14 protein-coding genes, 1 tRNA gene and 1 pseudogene are annotated in these 19,601 nt (G+C 33.2%); 5 read left to right on the top strand and 11 right to left on the bottom strand.

Annotated elements, in window-relative coordinates:
- Nucleotides 1–68: 68 nt before the first annotated feature.
- The 5 genes and pseudogenes from rocD to ACKPCA_RS07845 all read right to left on the bottom strand — a co-directional run bounded on the left by rocD (nucleotide 69) and on the right by ACKPCA_RS07845 (nucleotide 7,623).
- Nucleotides 69–1,298: an ornithine--oxo-acid transaminase gene (rocD, locus tag ACKPCA_RS07865; protein ID WP_321282316.1), complete on the bottom strand. Its 1,230-nt coding sequence runs from the start codon at nucleotides 1,296–1,298 to the stop codon at nucleotides 69–71.
- A 222-nt stretch (nucleotides 1,299–1,520) separates the two neighbouring features.
- Nucleotides 1,521–2,996, bottom strand: a complete 1,476-nt coding sequence (locus ACKPCA_RS07860; RefSeq protein ID WP_321282315.1) for a hybrid sensor histidine kinase/response regulator — start codon at nucleotides 2,994–2,996, stop codon at nucleotides 1,521–1,523.
- A gap of 116 nt (nucleotides 2,997–3,112) precedes the next feature.
- Nucleotides 3,113–4,969 carry a hypothetical protein gene (locus ACKPCA_RS07855; protein WP_321282314.1) on the bottom strand — a complete coding sequence of 619 codons (1,857 nt, stop codon included), beginning with the start codon at nucleotides 4,967–4,969 and terminating at the stop codon, nucleotides 3,113–3,115.
- A 3-nt stretch (nucleotides 4,970–4,972) separates the two neighbouring features.
- Nucleotides 4,973–5,152: pseudogene (locus tag ACKPCA_RS07850) on the bottom strand (BatA domain-containing protein); the annotation flags it as partial.
- 62 nt (nucleotides 5,153–5,214) lie between these two features.
- Nucleotides 5,215–7,623, bottom strand: a complete 2,409-nt coding sequence (locus tag ACKPCA_RS07845) for a TonB-dependent receptor (protein WP_321282313.1) — start codon at nucleotides 7,621–7,623, stop codon at nucleotides 5,215–5,217.
- Between the two features lie 182 nt (nucleotides 7,624–7,805).
- Here ACKPCA_RS07845 and ACKPCA_RS07840 point away from each other — a divergent pair, with 182 nt between their 5' ends.
- The 4 genes from ACKPCA_RS07840 (at nucleotide 7,806) to ACKPCA_RS07825 (ending at nucleotide 11,075) form a co-directional block, all read left to right on the top strand.
- A complete protein-coding gene (locus ACKPCA_RS07840; RefSeq protein WP_321282312.1) occupies nucleotides 7,806–9,035 on the top strand; it encodes a dipeptidase in 1,230 nt (409 codons plus the stop codon).
- 63 nt (nucleotides 9,036–9,098) lie between these two features.
- Nucleotides 9,099–9,524, top strand: coding sequence for an arsenate reductase/protein-tyrosine-phosphatase family protein (locus tag ACKPCA_RS07835; protein WP_321282311.1), 426 nt, complete (start codon nucleotides 9,099–9,101; stop codon nucleotides 9,522–9,524).
- Between the two features lie 452 nt (nucleotides 9,525–9,976).
- Nucleotides 9,977–10,417 carry a hypothetical protein gene (locus ACKPCA_RS07830; protein WP_054722251.1) on the top strand — a complete coding sequence of 147 codons (441 nt, stop codon included), beginning with the start codon at nucleotides 9,977–9,979 and terminating at the stop codon, nucleotides 10,415–10,417.
- A 247-nt stretch (nucleotides 10,418–10,664) separates the two neighbouring features.
- Entirely contained in the window at nucleotides 10,665–11,075 is a 411-nt protein-coding gene (locus ACKPCA_RS07825) for a secondary thiamine-phosphate synthase enzyme YjbQ (RefSeq protein ID WP_321282309.1), read from the top strand.
- 28 nt (nucleotides 11,076–11,103) lie between these two features.
- On the opposite strand, the gene ACKPCA_RS07820 is transcribed toward ACKPCA_RS07825, so the two are convergent.
- From ACKPCA_RS07820 to ACKPCA_RS07795, 6 genes are all read right to left on the bottom strand, one after another.
- Nucleotides 11,104–12,876: an aminopeptidase P family protein gene (locus tag ACKPCA_RS07820; RefSeq protein WP_321282308.1), complete on the bottom strand. Its 1,773-nt coding sequence runs from the start codon at nucleotides 12,874–12,876 to the stop codon at nucleotides 11,104–11,106.
- Between the two features lie 149 nt (nucleotides 12,877–13,025).
- Nucleotides 13,026–14,081 (bottom strand): hypothetical protein, encoded by a 1,056-nt coding sequence (locus ACKPCA_RS07815; protein ID WP_321282307.1) that lies wholly within the window; start codon nucleotides 14,079–14,081, stop codon nucleotides 13,026–13,028.
- Between the two features lie 53 nt (nucleotides 14,082–14,134).
- Nucleotides 14,135–14,683, bottom strand: coding sequence for a hypothetical protein (locus ACKPCA_RS07810; RefSeq protein ID WP_321282306.1), 549 nt, complete (start codon nucleotides 14,681–14,683; stop codon nucleotides 14,135–14,137).
- A 104-nt stretch (nucleotides 14,684–14,787) separates the two neighbouring features.
- The gene (locus tag ACKPCA_RS07805; RefSeq protein ID WP_321282305.1) at nucleotides 14,788–15,354 is read right to left on the bottom strand and encodes an RNA polymerase sigma factor; all 567 of its coding nucleotides are present in this window, start codon (nucleotides 15,352–15,354) and stop codon (nucleotides 14,788–14,790) included.
- Between the two features lie 151 nt (nucleotides 15,355–15,505).
- A complete protein-coding gene (locus ACKPCA_RS07800; RefSeq protein ID WP_321282304.1) occupies nucleotides 15,506–17,326 on the bottom strand; it encodes an HAD-IIIC family phosphatase in 1,821 nt (606 codons plus the stop codon).
- A gap of 589 nt (nucleotides 17,327–17,915) precedes the next feature.
- Nucleotides 17,916–17,988: transfer RNA gene (locus ACKPCA_RS07795), tRNA-Lys, on the bottom strand.
- A gap of 217 nt (nucleotides 17,989–18,205) precedes the next feature.
- Here ACKPCA_RS07795 and ACKPCA_RS07790 point away from each other — a divergent pair.
- Nucleotides 18,206–19,573 (top strand): TlpA family protein disulfide reductase, encoded by a 1,368-nt coding sequence (locus ACKPCA_RS07790; protein WP_321282303.1) that lies wholly within the window; start codon nucleotides 18,206–18,208, stop codon nucleotides 19,571–19,573.
- Nucleotides 19,574–19,601: the final 28 nt, after the last annotated feature.

The raw sequence follows: 19,601 nt of genomic DNA, 5'->3' as shown, positions 1-19,601 counted from the left end.
TGATCTAAAAATGAAAAAGGGTGATTCCGATTTGGAGTCACCCTTAATTATATTTTAAGGAGTTCTGTTTATTCGAACTCAGCCATTGTTTTCTTGATAATTTCAATAGCTTCACGCAATTGAGTTTCGTTAATTGTCAATGGAGGAGCAAAACGAATAATGTGACCATGAGTTGGCTTAGCCAATAATCCGTTGTCGCGTAAACGCATACAAACATCCCAAGCAGTTTTGCCGCCTTTAGGTTTAATTACAACTGCATTTAGAAGACCTTTACCACGAACCAATTCAATCATTTCAGATTTAACGGCTTTCAATTCTTCACGGAAAATCTTACCCATTGCTTCAGCATTTTCAGCAAGATTTTCATCTTTAATCACGTTAAGAGCAGCCATTGCAACTTCACAAGCAAGAGGATTACCACCAAAAGTAGAACCATGCTCACCTGGCTTAATGCAAAGCATTATTTCATCGTCAGCCAAAACTGCAGATACTGGTACAACACCACCAGATATTGCTTTACCAAGAATCAATACATCTGGACGAACACCTTCGTGATCAACAGCTAATAATTTACCAGTTCTTGCAATACCAGTTTGTACTTCATCTGCAACAAAAAGTACGTTATTTGCTTTACACAAATCGTAAGCTTTTTTCAAGAAACCATCTTCTGGAACGTAAACACCTGCTTCACCTTGAATTGGTTCAACCAAGAATGCACATACATTAGGATCTTTCAATTCTTTCTCTAAGGCCTCTGTGTCGTTGTAAGGAATTACAACAAAACCTGGAGTGTATGGTCCAAATCCTTTGTATGAATCCGGATCAGTAGACATAGAAATGATCGTAATTGTACGACCATGGAAGTTACCGTCGCAAACAATAATTTTTGCTTCGTTTTCTGGAATACCTTTCACATCGTAACCCCAACGACGAACCAATTTAAGTGCTGTTTCATCAGCTTCAGCACCAGTATTCATTGGTAATACTTTATCGTATCCAAAATAGTTGGTAACAAATTCTTCGTATTTACCCAAGTTATTGCTGTAGAAAGCACGTGAGGTTAGGGTTAGTTTTTGTGCTTGTTCTACTAATGCATTAATAATTTTTGGGTGACAGTGTCCTTGATTAACAGCAGAATAAGCTGATAGGAAATCAAAATATTGCTTTCCGTCAGTATCCCAAACATAAACGCCTTCTCCGCGCTCTAAAACTACTGGAAGTGGATGATAGTTGTGTGCTCCAAACTTAGATTCCTTATTCATATAGTCCTGAGCAGTCATTGTTGCTGTATTTGTCATAACTGGAATATTTATAAGATTTTTAAAATAGGATTAAATTCTGAAAATTCAGTATGCCAATTTTATAACTATTTTTTTGATTTTCCAATGCTTTTGGAAGAAAAAATACAGAAAAAAACGAAAAAAATATTAATCATGACTATTATCATAAATGCAATTGTTAGTTCCTGTTGAATTTATGATTATAGATAAGGTTCTATAAATTTGATGCTAACAAAGGATTTAAGGTAAATATTTGGACATGGAAAGTAGAAGGTCTGTTTTATTAAAAGGTTTTGATAAATGTTCAGAACAACCAGCCTTTAATGATTTTTCTCTGTCTCCATCCAATGCATATGCTGTTTGAGCTATAATTGCTAGGTCTGGCCTTTTTTTCTTGATCAATTTTGTAGCCTCAAGTCCATTGATATGAGGCATATTTATATCCATTAATATCAAATTTACCTCCGGATTTTGAAGACTTGCAGTCATGGCTTCTTTACCTGTTTTTGCCCAAATGATATTAATATTAGTTGGTTGTAGATAGGCTTCCAGTATTTTATAATTGGTAAATTGATCTTCGGCTATTACAACTGTGTAATTTTCCCAATTGTATAGGTTGACAGTAGAGTCTGTTTCGTTGATCAATTCTTGATCGATAACATTAGGAATACTAAATTTTACCGTTGTTCCAATTTTTTCTTCTGATGCAATCCATATTTTTCCTCCCAGAAGTTCAATTTCTAATCTGGAAATATATAAACCCAAACCTGTGCCACCAAAGTAGTTTAGGCCATTTTCATCTGCTTTTCTAAATCGTTGGAAAACATCAGATTGATATTTGATTGGAATGCCTTTTCCTGTGTCGTTTACTGAAAATTCAATGGTTTGATTAAGGAAGCGGTATGAGCATGTTATGCTTCCATTCTCGGTAAATTTAACAGCATTGTGCAGCAAGTTACTTAGTATTCCAATTATTTTATTTTGATCCGACTTGATTACATGGTTCGATTCAATATCTGGAAAATTTAATTGTAAATAATCCTTCTTGTTGTTAATTAAAAGCTTTTCTGTAAGGGATTTTACATCCTTCATCATGTTTTGAAGTTTGAAATTCCTTTTCACCGGTTTAGCAGTTCTACTTTCCAGCATTGATACTTTAAGAAGATCTTCAATAATCTTTAAAAGTTGAAGTCCGGAATCTTTAATGGAGCTGGCAAATTTTGGGATATTTTCTTTTATGTTTCCAGATTCAAGTAGTTCAGAAAAGCCTATGATTGAGTTAAGTGGAGTTCTTAATTCATGACTCATATTGGCCAAGAAAGCATTCTTTAGGTTTTCTGCTTCAAGAGCTTTGTTCCATGCTTTGGCAATTTCAAACTCTTTTATTTTGATATCAGTGATATCTTGGAAAAGAACTTCTTCCACAATATCTTCATCTCTGTATACTTCTCCTGTAATTTTCCCTAATCTTAATTCACCATTTTTATAGAAACGAAATTCTATTTCCATTGGCTGTAATTGCATTTGTTTTAAAGATTCTTCAAAAAAAACAAGATCTTCGGAATGAATGTGTTTTTTTAGAATTTCTCTTGTAGGGATTACATTTCCAGTTTGATAGCCCAGAATTTTGTAAGTCACTTCAGACCACCAAAAATCTTTAGTTGAATAATTGTATACCCAATAACCAATACCAGCAATGCTGTGTATTTTTTTCAATTGTCTAATTTCTGTTGTCGTATTTAATTTAATCATTTTGTTTTTGGGTATATGTTAATACGGCTAAATTTAATTGATTTTAATAGAGGTTATATGGTGAAATAATAAATGTTCGCTTATGTTTTTAATGTTTTGAGTATTCCTTCGATCAAAAAGAATGTTAAAGCCAACAAAATAAATATTCTCCAAAACTGTCTTCCTTCTCTTTTTTCGTTAATAAGCTCAGATAGTTTCATTTTTTCAGAAGAAATTACAGAATGGTTTTCATTCAAGGCCTTAATTTTATTTTCAATTTCTTGTTTTGCGTAATAAGAAAGTTGAGATTCATTTCTAGGATAATTGAAAGAGCAAGTTTGGATAATAGAGTCGTTTAGAGTGATTGTGTAATTTTCTGAAAGCCTTAATTGATCTGCAGTTTTAAGCTGTGTTGATTGGTTTGAGCTGTTTATGCTTAATGGAATAATATCAATGCCAATTCGCTCATTTTTAATATGAAACTGCTCTTCATTATTTGGGATAAAAGAGTTTGTTAAATCAATTGTATTATTTTTTCCAATTTGGTAATATATTTTGCTCCAGTTTGAGTTTGTTTTACTCAAATTGATTAAAGTAGGTACTAATATTGGGTGTGTTATTAGGTTTGTCCATTCACTTTTTAAATTCATACTGAATTGATAAAGTTGTCCTTTCCCATATTGAATTCTTGTAAATAATTTTTCAGAACCCGCAGTTAGCCAAATGGATTCTAATGTTGGATTATTTGGTGTTGATAGTTTGTAGAATTTATAGATGTCAGGTAGACGTGCGTTATCTTTTAAATCTTGAAAAACATCCTGGTAAAGATTTGCTTTGGTTTCAATTTTTGAAATTCGTTGTTGGGTAGAGTCGATTTCCAAATAGTTTGGAGCCAAAACATCTGATAAGAATAGGTTTACACTTGTTTTAATTTGCTTGCTTGGTATATAAAGCACATTTCCACCATTTTGCAGATACGTTTGTAAGCTTTGTTTGAAACCACTTTCAATATCTTCAATTTCATTTAAAATAATTAACTGAAATTTATTAAAGGTTTCATTGTGTAATTGGGGTTTGTTAATGTTCTTAATCTTAAAGTTTTTATCTGAACCAAATAGTCTGTTAATGTACTGATTTTCCAATTTCTGATTGACCGATAAAATATGATTTACTTTATTGGTTTTGTAGGAAAAGTACAAATTGTTATCGTAAGTAATTGGGTAATCCTCAATGCTTAGTTTGGCTTGTATTACGCTTAATTGTCTATCGCTATAGCGCAATTTAGTAATTTGAGATGAGCTTTTATTAACATCAATGCTTCCCACAGTTTTCAAACTATCATTTACTGTCAATTGAATCGGAATCTTTTTTAAATCTTTGTCTGAGTGGTTCGAAATTTTAACTGATAACTCTTTTTGAGGACCAGTAAAATGTAATGGTTTTTCGAACCAACAAGAGTCCAGGACCAGATTGTTTTTAGCTTGCAATTGGAAGAGAACAAAATTCACCGTTAAAAGACTGTCTTTTTGTAGTTTTTCGAAATCAGCTTGAGTTTTTTGAAAATCAGATAGTACATAAACTTCTAACTTCTCAAGTGGTGAATCCAGTCGGATATTATTTAGTGTTTTTGATAGTTTTATCGAATTGGAAGAGGGAATTATTTCCTGTATTCTCGCAATGGCTTGATTTTTATTTAAACTAGTAGAGTAGTGTTGTAAATCGTTGCTGTAGATTCTGATTTTAGCATAATCGGGCAATGATTTTACAAGTTCAAATGCACTATTTTTGGCAACTTCCAGAGCATTCCCTCTTTCAGTTTTACCATTCATACTAAACGAATTATCAATGTAAATATTAATTAATTCGTTGTTTTTATTCGATATTTTTTCACCAGAAATAGGAATGTAAGGTTGCGAGAATGCAATAATAATAGAAGCCAAAGCTAGTATTCGTAGCAACAGAACAAGCAGGTTTTTAAGCTTTGATTTTCTTTTGTTCTCGGTATTTAGGTTTTGTAGAAAACGAAGGTTACTAAAAAAGATTTTTTTGTAACGTTTAAAATTGAAAAGATGTATGATGATTGGAATCAATAATATAAAAAGAAACCAAAGGTAATTTGGATGCAAAAAATGTAGCGACATATTTCCTTAACTTAAAAGTATTGGCAAAATAGCTAAAAACTGGATTGAAATAAAGTATTTCTTTAGAATTTCGCACTCAGCTTTACATTCAATTTACGTCCTGTAAGATAATTTGGAATTGCATATTGATTGCCTGAAATATCATTGATCCAAAGGTATGAAACAGTGTTGTTGATATCTAAAACATTAAATACTTCCAAACCAATCCACATGGACTTAAAATGACGTAACAATCCTTTGTTTTTTGTTTTCTCATCTACCAGAATTTTGGAGAACCCCAAATCAATTCGTCTATAATTTGGCATTCTAAAGCTTCCACCATTTTTACCCCTTTTGGGAGTCCAAACAGGCAGTTTCCCAGCATAGAATAATGCAAGGTGCATTTTGTAAGAAGGATTGTTAGGTAAATAATCCTGGAAAAGCATTGAGAAATTAAATCTTTGATCTGTAGGGCGAGGTATAAAGGACTTCTCATCGCCTTTAATATCTTCTTCTGTTTTCATGATGGATAAACTGGCCCAGGATTCCGTTCCAGGAACAAATTCACCATTGATTCTCAAGTCCAATCCGGTTGTGTATCCTTCTGCCTCCTGATCACCATAATATCGTATACGAACATTTTCAATGTCATACGGAGTTACGGAAAGAAGATCCTTGTAGTACAATTCGCTTGAAAATTTAAAAGGACGATTCCATGCTTTAAAGTAATATTCTTGACCTAAAACATAATGGATTGCTTTTTGGATATTGACTTCAGGACTAATATTTCCGTTAATCATTAACATTTCGCGATAAGATGGAATTTGTTGATATAGACCTGCAGAGAGTTTAAATTTTACTTTGTTTTCCCAGTTTGGGATATAATGAATCGATCCTCTTGGTGAAAAATATCCTTTTTTATTGTAATCCCAATAATGGTAACGAAATCCTCCTGTAAGTTGCAGTTCTCCTTTTTTTGTTTCCAGAATTTGAGTTGCTTGCACAAATGATTTATAGTGCTTTGAGCTAATATTATTGTTTGCATTGCGATTGTATGCCAGCAAAACTTCACTGTCGGATACTGGAACAGAGTAGCCAGCAGAATCTTGGTATTGCCATTCATTAATTTTGTTGCTAATATCCTCCTTTTTAACTCCAACTCCCCATTGTAAAAATAAATCGTCCATAGAATGATCTCCTTTTACATCCAAATTATAAACCTCTTGATCGAGTTTGTTTCTGGCATGATCAATAAAAGTTCCGATTCCCAGATTTTCAACACTTTCAGACTGCGATCCTCCTTGAGATACAAATAAATCGCTCAAATAGTATTGTCCCATAATATCATACCTCTCTTCTTCTATGCTTTCGTATCTGCTTCCGATTAATCGGATAAAAGAATTTGAGTTGGGATGATACTTAAAAGTAACTGCCTGAATGTTCGAATTGAATTCATCTTTTTCATTCCCGTCAAAATAGATATCAAGATTCAATGCATTACTAATGGTTCCAAATGAAGTACTCCTGTTTTCAGGTTCAAAATTGTATTTGTTTTGACTAAAGCTAGTCCACAGGTGCATGCTACATACCGAATTGAATTTGTAGTTAACCAGTGCCTGAAAATCCGTGTAATTGGGTTCATATTCACCTTTTGTGTCCAAAGAATTTAACAAATAACGATTGGTTTTATATCTCAATCCAGCCATATAGGATATCTTCCCATTTTTTGACGCATTGGCAAAATGTGTAGATGCACCCATTAAGCTTAACTCGGCAGAAGCTTCAAAATTAGTTGGAGTTTTGTACTTAATATCAAGAACCGAAGATAGTTTGTCACCATATTTTGCATCAAACCCACCAGAAGAGAATTGAACCGAAGAAACCATGTCAGGATTAATAACACTTAAGCCTTCCTGTTGACCAGAACGAATTAAATTGGGTCTGTATATTTGGATTTCGTTGATATAAACAAGGTTTTCATCGAAATTACCACCTCGAACCGAATATTGTGAACTCAATTCGTTATTGGAACTTACTCCAGGTAAAGTTTTAATGACTTGTTCAACAGCTCCACTACTGCTAACTGGAATTTGTTTCAAATGCTTTTTATCAATTGAAATATTTTTATCCCTAATGATTTTATCTGTTTCAACAGTTACTTCAGATAATTCTTGTTCTTTTAATTTTAGCTTGATATTTAGGACTCTATTTTCCGATTTTTTAAGTCGAATTGGCAATTCATAATCCTGAAAAGAGATATGAGTTACCTTTAAAGTATAGTTTTTATCAAAATCAATTGCTAAATCAAAACTTCCATTGCTATTAGTGCTTGTTGCAATATTTGTTTCAATGATTTTTAAGTGAGCACCTTTAATGGGATTATTTTCGGTATCGGTAACTTTTCCGGATATTTTACTAGTGTTTTGGGCAATACTACAAAAAGGAATCAGTAGAATAAAGAAAACAACTGATCTATAAAGGGTTTGAAGCATGAGTTTTTTAGTTTAACAGGATTAAGATACCATATGAATCAGAAATCCGAATATACAAAAGGAAAGACAGAAATTGAAAGCTTTGCATAAAAATTAAATCATCTAATTAACACTTCAATAACTTACAGTTTTAAGTAAGTATCATATCTTTATATTTTCTAACCCCTAAAACTTTAAAAATCATGTTTGGTAAGAGTAACAAACTTTTGATTGTAAGTATGTTTCTGCTTTTTTGTTTTGCCTCTTGTAAAACTCAGGAAGAAAAAGCTGCTGAAATTCACAATCATGCTTTCACAATAGATACTCATGTTGATACACCATATCAATTGTTAAATAAAGATTTCAACATTAGTGAATATCATGCATACAAAAGAGGAGGAAGCTGTGTTGATTTTCCAAGGATGAAGAAAGGTGGTTTGGATGGAATCTTTTTTGCAGCTTTTACATCGCAAAGAGATAGATCTGCAGAAAACATTCAGTTTGCCAGAGAAAAAGCAGATGAATTGATTGATTCAATTTATGCTGCATGTGATAAATATTCAGAATTGGCTGAAGTTGCCCTTAATGTAGCTGATGGATATCGCCTGGAAAAGGAAGGGAAACGAGCCATTTACATTGGTTTGGAGAATGGGTTCCCAATTGGAACGGAGATTTCTGAAGTTGAAAGATATTTCAAGAAAGGAGTACGTTACATTACACTATGTCATACTTCGAATAATGATATATGTGATTCTTCGACAGATAGTCATGGTGCAGAATTTGATGGATTGAGTAAGTTTGGTGAAGAGGTAGTGAAGGAAATGAATCGATTGGGAATTTTAATAGACGTTTCTCACATCTCTGATAGCTCATTTTACGATGTAATAAAATTGACTACAAGCCCGGTAATTGCTTCACATTCGTGTGCAAGAGCAATTTGCGATAATCCCAGAAACTTAAGTGATGAAATGCTAAAAGCATTGGCCGAAAATGGAGGTGTTATTCAAATGTGCATATTAGATGATTACGTAAAAGCTCCGGATAAAAATAGTGAACGTTATGAAAAAGAAATGGAATTGCGTGAACGCTATCGTAAAATGGGGAAGGTGACCAAGGAAGAGGAGCAGAAAATATGGGCAGAATGGAAACAATTGCAAATAGATTATCCCAAGAACAAACCTACAGTTGCTGATGCGGTAGATCATATTGATCACATTGTGAAAGTAATTGGAATTGATTATGTGGGGATTGGAACAGACTTTGACGGTGGTGGCGGATTAAAAGATTGTGCGGATGTTAGCCAAATGATGAATATTACCATTGAATTGCTGAAACGTGGCTATTCTCGAGAGGATATTCATAAAATTTGGGGAGGAAACTTTATGAGGGTATTTAAGCAAGTTGAGAATTTGGCTGAGAAAGCAAAAGCTTAAATGTTTCAAAAAATTGACTGATTAATTTTTTACTTTTGCTCCAATTGATAAAATTAGAAAACTGTGAAAAAAGTTTTAGTAATAAGTGAGAAGAACGAAGCCCGTTCGCAAATGGCTGAAAAATGGCTGAATTACTATGGTAAAAAGCATCTAAAAGTTTGGAGTGCTGGATTAGAGAAGGGAATAATTAGTGTTTTGGCGCAGAAAGCAATGGCTGAAGCTGTTATGGATATTCCTGAATATAAATCGAAAGCTTTAACTGAAATTGAAGAGGAAAATTTCGACTACGTATTGTGTTTTGATAAAGAACTTTCTAATGGATTGCCAGAATTAAAGGGAAAGCCAGAAATAAAAGTGTTTGATGTACCAAATCCAGCTACAGTAGAAGGAGAAGAGAAGGTAAAGTTGCAAGCTTACAATGCTGTTTGTAATGCAATTGATGATGCGTGTTTTGTATTTGTGCAGGAACGCTTCCAAATTGTACCATAAATTAACAGATTTATTGATAATCGAAATTATTTACATAGCACTTTACTTTGATAAAGTATATCATATTTACATTAAAAAGAGATTCATTTATTGGATCTCTTTTTTTATGCTAGTAAGTCTAATTTTGGAAGATTTTATAGTTCTGATTTACCAATTTTATCAATAAAATCTAGTTTCAAATATTTCCAATTTTGTCACATTTATTATTGTCTGAATAAGCCTTGTTTTTTACCAACTTGCTTGACATGGCTGAGATTTATTCGTATTTTTAATATAGATCTGATTTGGCTTCTAATACATGTAAAATCAATATTTTATGACATTTGTGATTTTCCATATTAATTTAGACTTACTTCTGGAAACCTATCAGAGTAAACCTTATCGAAATCCTGAAAAGAATTAAGCATTTCAATTTATTTTTTTAGAATTTATTCATACAAAAGGAGGCGAAGATGAAAAAAAACATTGGAGTTTGGTTAGATACCGAAAAAGCCTACATTATTACACTTGAAAATGGCAATAGCCAGATTGAAACAATTGAATCGGAAGTTGAAACAAGAGTGCGTTTTAAAGGAGAAACAAAAGCTTATTCCCGAATGGGGAATCAGTTTATTAATCCAGCAAAGAGAATGACTCACCGACGTAGACATCAGTTCAAGCAATATTTTGAGAATATCACTTCTAAACTGGCGAACGCCGAGGAAATCTATTTGTTTGGACCTGCGGAAACAAAAGTACATTTGGCAAAGCATATTAATAAACAGACAAATCTTAATGATAAAGTGAGAAAAATTGAATCAGAGGATAACATGACAGAGAATCAAATGATTGCTCGTGTTAAAGAGATATTTAGTTCTGATCCTGTAAAGGTGAAAGCAAGGATCAGGCATTGAAATAAAGTAGATTAGCATATCAATAGGTAAGTAAGGCGGTTCCCGGTTTTGAATATTTTGCATGATTGCCATCAAAGCAGAATTAAAAGCCGGGAATTTCTTTTACATTTATCAATCGTTTTTTAATGATTATCTAATGTTGGTAAAAGCTTTGGTGTAGGGTATGGTTAATGCTCGGTGCTTGATAAAACTGGTACGAATTTCTAAATTAGCATACATATTTTAATATGAAAACTATAGACAGGCAATGATTCAACAAATAGAAATTACTTTACCTGCTTTTTCGCGGGGATATCATTTAATAGACTCGGAAATAAGAAGAAATTTACCTGATTTACCCGAAACAGGAATGTTGCACTTGTTTATCAAACATACATCCGCAGCATTAACTATTAATGAGAATGCGGACCCTTCGGTTCGTGATGACTTTGAGTCCATAATGAATCATCTGGTGCCAGAAAATGAACCTTATTATACGCATGTGTTAGAAGGGGCTGATGACATGCCCGCTCACGTAAAAGCTTCCATGATGGGGACAGAACTTACTATTCCCATTACAAACCACCAATTAAATATGGGAATTTGGCAGGGGATTTATTTGTGTGAATTTAGAAATAGAGGAGGACGCCGTAAAGTTGTTGTTACGATATATTCATAAAAAAACGCCTCTTTTGGAGGCGTTTTTTTTATATTGCTTGTGTTTTCTCTCGTAACCATGCTTTGTGTTTCTCATCCAAATCCAGTGATAGAATATCGTATACCTTTTGGTGATAATTGTTCAGCCAGTATCTTTCTTCCTGGGTTAATAATTCTATAATTATGCCTTTGGTTTCGAAATGACAAAGTGTGATGGTTTCAAATTCTAAATAATCGCCAAATTCTGACGATCCAGCATCTTTACAGAGAATTAAGTTTTCGTGTCGAATTCCATATTTACCTTCTCGGTACAATGCTGGCTCATTTGATGTAATCATTCCCTTTAAAATGGCTTGATCTTTTAGTTCCTGACGAATGCTTTGCGGACCTTCGTGTACATTCATAAAACAACCAACTCCATGACCCGTTCCATGACCATAATTGCGTAAGTTTTTCCACAAATCCATACGTGCTAAAGCATCAATATTGCAACCACGTGTTCCCACAGGGAAAACTGCCATTGACAATTGTATCATGCCTTTTAGCACCAGGGTATAATCTATCTTTTGCTCTTCACTTAAGCCTCCAAGAGGAATTGTTCTGGTGATATCTGTTGTTCCATCAAGATATTGTGCTCCTGAATCAATTAAAAGAATACCTTCTTTTTCAATCTGGATATTACTTTCTTCGGTTGTGTGGTAATGCGGCTGTGCTCCATGAGCTTTATAACCACAAATGGTACCAAAACTTTCACCAATAAAGCCTTCTTGCTGAGAACGAAACTCCTTTAATTTTTCCATTACCGCAAATTCGGTAATTTTTGTATTCTCAAGGTTTTCTTCCAACCAATAGTAGAAATGTGTTAAGGCAATACCATCTTTTCTCATGGCATTTTTCATTCCTTCAATTTCTACATCATTCTTAGTGCTTTTAAAAAGCTGCGTTGGATTTTCTCTTTCTATGATGTTTGCAGATATGGAATTGTAGATTTTTAAGTTGGTTCTGTTGATATCCAAAAGCACATTGGCAGAACCAGGAATTTCTTCTAAATCAATAAAAATTCTTCCATAGTCAGCAATCTCAATTTCATCTTCAAGTAAAGTTCTAACAAGATTATCTGGTACTTTTTCTTCGTTCAAATAAATGGTTGCCTTTTCTTTTTCGATAAGAGCATAAGCCAATGCCAGTGGGTTGTAATCAACATCGCTTCCACGTAAATTGAAAATCCAGGCAACATCATCCATACTTCCTACGAAATGATAGTTGCAATCCAATTCAGCCATCTTCTTGCGAATCTTGGTTAGCTTTGCAAATCTGGTTTTGCCTGAATATTTTAAATCATGTTCAAAGATCTCTCCATTAGGCAAAGCAGGACGGTCCTCCCAAATTTCATTGATTAAATCAAATTCTTCAACAATATGAACTCCCAAGTCGCCTAAGTTGTTTTTCAAATTGCGAGTTTCGGCTACTGAAAAGCAAGTTCCATCGAATCCGACATGAGCATTCACATCTAATTCAGAAGCTAACCATTGATATGGAGTTGGGGTATTTTCTGTTCCCATTTTGAACAGCTCAATACTACTGTCTGTCAATTCTTTTTCGGCTTGTACGAAATATCTTGAATCGGTCCAAAGCCCAGCTTTGTTTTCGGTGATGACAACAGTTCCGGCCGATCCGGTAAATCCTGAAATCCATTGACGACTTGTCCATCTGTCAGGAACATATTCGCTCATATGTGGGTCTGAGCTGGTAACGATGTAAGCGTTAATTTCTTTTTCATTCATTAGAAAACGCAATGCGTTTACTCTTTCGGCAATAGTCATTTTAAGGTTTGTTATTGTTTAGGCCATAAAATTACAATAATATGAAGGAATTGAGACGATTCCTTTCTTAAAAAATCAATGAAAATTTGATTTTATATAAAAAAACCTCTTTCTCATAAGAAAAAGAGGTTTCTTCGAATTTGTATTTTTTATCTTAAACTAACATTTCCATATTGACTGTTAATTTTTACTTTTCCCTTAGGATCAGTTGAATTTCCTACGATTACTTTCAAATAAGTCTCTGAGTTGTCAACTACCTTTTGAATTACTTGTGCATTGTCAGGATAATTGATGCCACAATACTTGGTTTCAGCTTCAAGTGAATATGAAGCTCCTTCTTCAATTGCAATCCTACTTGCTACGTATTGGTTGTTCACTTTAATCGATTCAAAATCTTTGGAAACATTATTGATTTTACAATTGCCATATTTGAGGTTCAATTCCAATTCTTTATTCACATTATCAACTTTAAAATCAGAATATTGTCCCATGTTAACTCTAAATGCATCTGTATTTAAGATGTTGAAAGCATCATATTTCGAATCGGCAATAACGGCTTCATTACTATCCAAATGTAACTTAGAATAACGACTCACAACAATTAGTGCCTTGCTTGTTCCAATATTCATTTTCGAATATTTTAAAGTAAGTTTGGTTCTGTTACATTCTTCTATGGTTGCTTTTGCATAAGCCAGGTTAATGGTGCTGACAGGTTTTTCTTCAGGATACAGAAGCTTTTCTGCTTTTAAATTTCCATAACTTAGGTTAATGTTTGCTTTCTCCTTAATCGATTGAATAAAGATATTCCCAAATTTGTTGACTACTTCAAGTTTAATATACTCTGGCATAAAAATTTTATAATCGATACTAAACTTCTTGCCAGTTTTAAACTTAGTCGACATTTTTGTTTCTGCTTTAATTACATCTCCAATTTTATCCATATTGATATCGATATTTGTGAAAAGTAATTTTGCCTTTTCCTCACTGGTGGTTTCGATTGTAATTAAAACTTTTACTGAAACTGAATCTTTTTCCCAATTATGAATGTCAATATCACCATATTTGTTGCTAAGGTTTAATTCAGTTCCTTGTTTGGCCGAGAATACTTCAATAATTTCTTTCTCGTATTCATCTGTAGCAAAGGAATTGAATCCAAATCCCATAACTAAAATCAGTAGTATAGCCGAAATTTTAAATGCTTTCATCGTTGTTCTATTTTATGCTTTTAAATTCTTGTTATTAGTGGTTGCCCTTTGAATTATGTCGAGACATTCAGGTATGTTTTTGTTTGTTTTCTTACCTGGTACAATTGCTCAATAATTCTGTTTAAAATACTGGTTTTTACCTGATAATATTCAATCATTGCCTGAATTACTCTGTCATCATCAGGATGTAATTTTAATTCCTGTTTTAGTTGACAGTAGCGTTTGTCCATCTCTTTCAATTCTTCTGATAAGATGTTCTGATGTTCTTTGTTATCAAAGCTTCCCATTCGCTCAATCATCCTCAACTGACTATCGATATTTGATGTGTAAAACAATTCAACTTCCTGATATTCTGGAGATATAGCTCCAAGCCCCAAATCCTCAGGAGATTGCATTTTACGAATCTGATATCCGGTAATCCCTGAAATGACCACAAAAATAGCTATTGTTGCCACTTTTAAAAGTCTTGACATCCCAAATAGAGAGTTCTTTTTTTGTTCATTGTTCAATTTTTCAAGAAAGTTTTCAAAATGATCACTCCCAGGATCATGATCATCGAATGCTTCCTTGTGTTCCCTAAGTACTTTTTCCAATTCTTTCATACAAACAAGTTTTATTCGAATTGTTGTACGTAACCTTCTTTTTTTAATGTTAATACTTCATGCTGGTGTAATTCATTTGGTATTAACGGAAATAAGAGAACGGTTTACAGCAATTTTTTGGTTTTCTCTTTTTCTAATATTTGAATCAGTTTCTTTTTGGCTCTCAAAAATTGTGATCGTGATGTTGAAGCATTTACATTTAAAACTTTTGCTATTTCTTCATGATCGTATCCTTCCAATAAGTACAGATTCAGTATAATACGGTAACCTGTTGGTAGCAGGTTTATAGCATGTTTAATTAAATCAATTTGTTCCTGGGTATCCTCAATCTCATAATTGCTATCCTCTTCTTTTAGCTTGTATAACTCATCTTCCAGCGGAAAGATTTCAAGCTTTTTCTTTTTTAAGCTATCCAATGAACGATTAATTACGATTCGTTTTAACCAGGCACCAAAGCTAACTTCACCTTTATACTTCCTGATATTTTTAAAAGCTGATAAAAACGCTTCCTGCATAATATCTTCGGCTTCCGATTCGTCTTTTACGATGCGCAAGGACGAATTATACATTGCCTTGTAGTATAATTTATAAATCTTAAATTGTGCTTTGGGGTTGTTTTTTCCGCAAAGCTCAATTAAATCCTGGTGAATGTTCTGGTACAATGAGCTCATTAATCAATTTCTATTCTAATGACGATTGCGGAAATCATGCGTTGCATGTCTTTTTAATTATTTACGAGAATAAATATAATTAAAAAGAAATATCAAGACAGTATTATGGTAATAATATTTTGTAAATAACAGATATTGATACAATTGATGATTAAAAAAGTGAACTTGCGCGTGAAAGAATATTTTTTGCAAATTCTTTTAATGATGATCTAAAAATTTTCAAACTACGTTTAAAATGATATTCAAGCTCATTTCTCTCCAACTTTTGTTCTTTGATATTTTCAATTTTGGAGATGAGAGCACTAGCCATATGTTCATATACTGACCTTTTGTAATGTCTGATACTATGATTGATGTCAGCTTCAGTAATAAATTCTCTCACATCAAGAATGTAGGTGTTAATGTGTGAGTTGCAGAATTGTTCCAAGGCTTTATTCATTTTCTCATGTCTTATTCTGGCTTTTCCATACTCTGATTTATTTGCAGCTGGTGTGTCAATTTCTGCACCATTTATAAAAATGATTGGCTTTTTGACTTTTTTTCGAATGATTTCAAGATTCTTGATTAGCTTATCCTCAGTAATCTGTCCAATAAAATCATATTCTGAAGTGAAAAAATCATAAAAGGCTTCATTCATATTTTGGAATTCATGCTTTTTGCATCGAGTAACAAATTCTGCTTTCGATTCATTTACAAAATCGGAATAGGATTCGTATGGGATTTTAATTTCAGAAGATTTTGACTGGTACAAATCCATTGTATAATCAACCAGGAGACTGTACACTAAAATATCGTAATTGTTGGAGAATACTTCCGTGTCGAAAACCTGTTGGTCGAGGAATGGAAAGGAAGCAATCAATTCACTTTTATTTTCTTCATCCAATCTTTCCGACTGAAGAAGAATTTCGGTATGTGCTTTCGGAATGGGGTGATTGTTTTGGTTTACATCATTGTATTCGGTCATCACTTCCAAATCTTTATACGATAAATAGTGTGCCATTTGTCTTAAATCGCAAGCACCCTTTAAAAGTATTCTTGTTGATAAAGAATCTGTGTTCTGATGATCTTCTGTCCAATCATTAGCCTCCTTGATCCAATGTGGCTGATCTTTTGAATTCAGTTCAACAGTTACATCACCAACTCTTTTTATTGCTGGGAAATTGAGTTTGGCATACATGTATTGCTCCACACCAATATTCATCGATCGGCAGGAAAAGAGAAAATGTTCCAGTTGATTTTTTGTCTTGTACAATGCATAGAATCCAACAATTCCATATTCTCCAAATCGATCTTTTACTTTTATCGCTTTGCATTCATAATCAGTATTTTTAAGTAATGCCACAAGCTCATTTTTATCAATTCTTTTCTTGGTGTAGTTGATTTGATTGGTTCGGTTAATGAGTTCATGAATTCTATCAATTATAGGTTCTAAATTTTCTATAATTGCCAAATGAATATCCGATGATTCCAGAAAATGGATATTGTCTGAAAAATGTTCTTTTTCCTTCTCTTTTTCTTCTAAGATTTTATATTGCTGCAATCTGGTAAGTGCAGTATCATCCTTTCCTATAAATGCTTTGTGTCTACTGATTTCAGGTATGAAATCAGGCTCTTTTGTAAAAATGCCTGGGTTGTAAAATTCTACTTCGGCCAGATTTAAATGGTTGTCGTCTAGAAATAATACATTAGCAGGACGAAGTTGCGCAGAACTAATGATTTCCTTGACGTTTTTTCCTTTGGGATTCCAGTTGATCTGTGGGAATATAAAATAATCCCAAATTCCTAATTCAAGTAGTTTGGCTTTTGCTGTTTCAAAATCATTTTTAGAAGCAATTGAATTGATAATTCCTCGTGAGCTTAGGTCTTTAATTAATTGAATGTTTTCATCAATAGAAATAATGCCTTCTTCCGATAAAGTTCCTTTCCAAAAGGTTTCATCCAAATCCCAAATTACCAGCTTAATTGACTCCATATTGAAAAGCTAATTGTTTCCTCTAAATTTATATAGAATAAATAAAAATAACAATCAATTAAAATGTTGTTCATGAGGAGAATAGGAGGGTTGATCAAAATAGATAAAAGTCTGTATAGAGGAATAAGAAATGATTTTGATCGTCATAGAGTCTTCATTATAATTAGGATTTTCAAGTATGATCTTTACAGAATTACATTTTCTATAAAAAATGATGGTTACGGTACGCTGTACCTTCATAATTGCTAATTATCTATCTACTACAAATATTTAAGGTGCTCCGCACCTAAGTAATGATTAATTTTTATTCATGAAAATGCAGCGGAACTGTGTATTCTTTGTAGTAAATTCATTATTAAGAGTCAAAATAGGTGCAGAGCACCGTAATATTTACTGATAAAATGAGAATCACCAACAGAAATGAAAGATTTTTGTGATTTTGCTATTGTGTGAATTTGGAATGGGAACTACTCAGCAGTACTTAAATTGAATTGGCTTTGGAGTTTTACAACTTTTCTACTATTCAAACATTTCTAGACTTTCAGAAAAAAGAGTTATCGAGAATATCGATAACTCTTTTTTCTTTAAGTGATCCCTCTGGGGCTCGAACCCAGGACCCCAACATTAAAAGTGTTGTGCTCTACCAGCTGAGCTAAGGAATCAGGATTTCTAAATTACTGAAAAAAAAGAATTTTTGAAAATAAATTCCTGGCAAATGAATTAATGGACATTTGCTTAGTGTTTGATTGTTTTATTGTTACAGTTTTACTTTGTTTTCATTGTTGATAAAAAAAATATAATTATGGTATTGCATAATTGGATTACGTACCTTTACGATTACTTACAATAGAAATTATAAATAATAAGCAATTTTGTTATATGTACAGAAAACTACTTACAATTCTGTTTTTTCTAATTTCGCTGGTAGCGATTGGGCAAGATAAAATGAGTTTGAAAGGTGAGATGTTGGATTATAAAGGTGAAAATTTCTTGCTTTTAAGCGGTGATGATGGAGGCGTTTTTGTAGTAGATAGTGCAAGGGTTGATTTTGATGGCGTGATTCAGTTTAATTGGGAAGGAACCCCTGGTTTTTATCGAATTGCCAATAAGAATAATAAGATTGATTTTAAAATTGATAGAAACGATTTTTGGTTCTCCTTATCAGGTTCTATGGAAGATGGAGAGCTGCAGTTTCCAGAAAATGATGAAAACTATCAATACCAATATTATTTATCCGAATTTTCGATCTTGAATGAATCGATAGAGGACTTGCGAGAAGATTTGCTGGATTTAAATGAGAAAGATTCTTTATTTAAAGAGAAGTATTCGGAATTTAAAAATCTCAAAAAATCGAAACGCAATTTGCTTAGGGATTTATGGGGATCGCATCTTGATTCATGGTCGGCGCGTGTTGCTTTGGCTCAGCAAGAATTGATTCCTGATGTAAAATTGAATGGGCAAAAAGCTAATGAATACTACCTGAAACACTTCTTTGATTATTTCGCCTTTTCGGATTCACTACTTACCGGAACGCCTGTGTATTACGATAAAGTATCTAAATACCTAAAGGCACATAAAATTAATGAGCTAATAAGTAGTGGCAATTATAAAGAAATTAAGGAGTTAATTGGCAATTTATTCTGGTTGACTGAACTCAATCCAGGATCGCAGAAATACATGGCCAACTACCTGATGAATCGTTTCCCGGCAGAAGAGTATTTTGAGGTTTACCACATTGTAAGTGATGCCTATCGCGTACTAAACACTTGTGAATATGTTTTGAATACCAAAACAATAAAGCGCAGAATCAATAATTTTAAAGCAATCACAAAAGGCTGGCAAGTGCCTGACATTCCTTTGTATCATACCAATAATGGAAGAGTGCAGAATTTAAGCAATGTGAATAGTGAGGTTACTTTACTAATTGTGTGGTCGGGGAGTTGTAAGCACAGTGTGAATATGCTTTCACAAATCTCAGAGATATACTATACTTATAAAGAACTGGGTTTAGAGGTTGTAGCGGTTTCTTTGGATAGCAATCTGAATTATTGGAAATCTGCGGTAATGAATGGAGCTTATCCGTGGATCAATTCCTGCGATACCGATGGATTACATGGAACAGTTGCCAGTCAGTTAAATACATTTGTTACGCCAAGCATGTTTTTAATCGATTCTTCGCTAAAGGTCATGGCATTGCCTCACACTTTTTTCCAATTGGAGCAGAAGTTGAATGAGATTTTTAATTGATAGGATTAAGCTTTACACATAAAGAAGG

Origin of the sequence: Marinifilum fragile (genome assembly GCF_963677365.1) — a bacterium.
Classification (GTDB): domain Bacteria; phylum Bacteroidota; class Bacteroidia; order Bacteroidales; family Marinifilaceae; genus Marinifilum; species Marinifilum fragile.
The sequence above is the reverse complement of the archived record's forward strand: the minus strand, read 5'-3'. Positions and strand labels throughout refer to the sequence as shown.